The 1,564-nt window shown below is 66.5% G+C and carries 3 protein-coding genes; all 3 read left to right on the top strand.

All coding sequences use genetic code 11. From position 1 onward, the window contains the following. Positions 1-218 precede the first annotated feature (218 nt). The gene (locus tag ACFCX4_RS36215; protein ID WP_376151727.1) at positions 219-1,031 is read left to right on the top strand and encodes a helix-turn-helix transcriptional regulator; all 813 of its coding nucleotides are present in this window, start codon (positions 219-221) and stop codon (positions 1,029-1,031) included. A gap of 10 nt (positions 1,032-1,041) precedes the next feature. Beyond that, positions 1,042-1,254 (top strand): DUF397 domain-containing protein, encoded by a 213-nt coding sequence (locus ACFCX4_RS36220; RefSeq protein ID WP_376151729.1) that lies wholly within the window; start codon positions 1,042-1,044, stop codon positions 1,252-1,254. Between the two features lie 57 nt (positions 1,255-1,311). Continuing rightward, a partial coding sequence (locus ACFCX4_RS36225; protein ID WP_376151731.1) for a ribosome-inactivating family protein occupies positions 1,312-1,564 on the top strand: 253 nt, incomplete at its 3' end.

Here is a 1,564-nt window from a genome sequence, read left to right on the forward strand (position 1 = left end):
CGGAGGGGCCACGGTGCGCGAGGTCGCGGACGACCTCGCCGACGGCGGGGGTGTAGACGGGCATGCGGGGGCGACTGGGCATGGGAGCTCCACTGTTTGCGCTTTGCGTTGGGATCGCTACGACCCGTATTCATGGTGGGCCGGGCTGAGCTACGATCGGAAGGGTTCGCACTGGACAATTCGGCCATGTGGGACTCCGCCGCGAGAGGCTATCGAACATGCGACGAACGGAACTTGATCCGACGTCATCGGCAGCAGCGGCCTTCGGCGTGCAACTCCGCAGATCACGCGAGGCAAAGGGGCTCACCCAGGTGGGCCTGGGAGAGATCATCGGCTACAGCGACACCCTCGTGTCCTCCATCGAAAGAGGGACACGCAATCCCACTCAGCCCTTCGCCATCAAAGCCGATGATGCGCTTGACACCGGCGGCACCCTGGAGCTGATGTTCTGGAACATCAGCAACACCTCGCTCCTCGAAGGGTTTCCCGAATACGCAGCTCAGGAGGCCAGGGCGGCCGAGATTCGACACTTCGAACTCGGCATCGTTCCGGGGCTCCTGCAGACCTCGGAGTATGCGGCGGCATTCGCGACCGCCGCTGTGCGACGTGGAAAGATCACCCAGGAGCAGGCGGACGATCGAGTCAGTTTCCTCCTGACCCGGCAGAAACTCCTTGATCGCGCGCAGCGGCCCTGGCTCCACTTCGTGCTCGACGAGGGGTGCCTCCATCGTCCAGTCGGAGGCCGGGAGATCATGCGGCGCCAGCTCCGACGCCTGGAGGAGCTGGCGTCCAGGCCCACCGTCACCATCCAGATCGCGCCTTACAGTCTCGCCGAGGAGCTGCCGTTCACCATGATGGTCACGTTGCTTTCCATGGCGGACCGCTCGCTGCTGGCCTACTCGGAGTGCCAGATGCGCGGCTTTCTCGCTCGACAGAGCGAAACCTCCCGACCGCTGGAAAGGGACTACCATCAGCTCACAGTGGAAGCGCTGTCGAAATCCGCCTCTCTGGAGATGATCCATCGGGCGTGAAAGGAACGTCATGAACGGTCCCGTAGAACTGTCCACCGCCGCCTGGTTCAAGTCGTCCCACAGCAACAACGGAGGATCGTGTGTGGAGGTCGCAGCCGACTTCCCCGGCCTTGTTCCTGTCCGCGACTCCAAGGACCCCGCCGGCCCCGCCCTCGTCTTCCCCGCCTCCGCCTGGCGTTCCTTCGTCACCGCCGTCCAGGCGGGCGAGTTCGGCACCGTCTGACACGCATCGCACCGTGCGGGCCCCGACCGGATCCCCGGTGGGGGCCCGCTGGTTGAGGTGTCCCCGGCCCGAGCCGCCATCGCTCCCGCGCGCCCGTTCGTCTGCGGGCGCGCAGTGCGCACCCTCGGCCGCACGTCGGCGTACAACGACGCGACGGGCCGGGCGCTGCTGTCGGCGATCCAGATCTTCTCGGAGGCGGCACGCTTCGGCGTCGTCTTCGACGTCGTCCGGGGCAACATCCAGAACCCCGGCCGCAACCGCCCAAGCCGAGGTGAGAAGCGGAGTTCGGGGGCGGCCCACCGGCACCGGC

This window comes from Kitasatospora sp. NPDC056327, from assembly GCF_042261735.1.
GTDB lineage: Bacteria > Actinomycetota > Actinomycetes > Streptomycetales > Streptomycetaceae > Kitasatospora.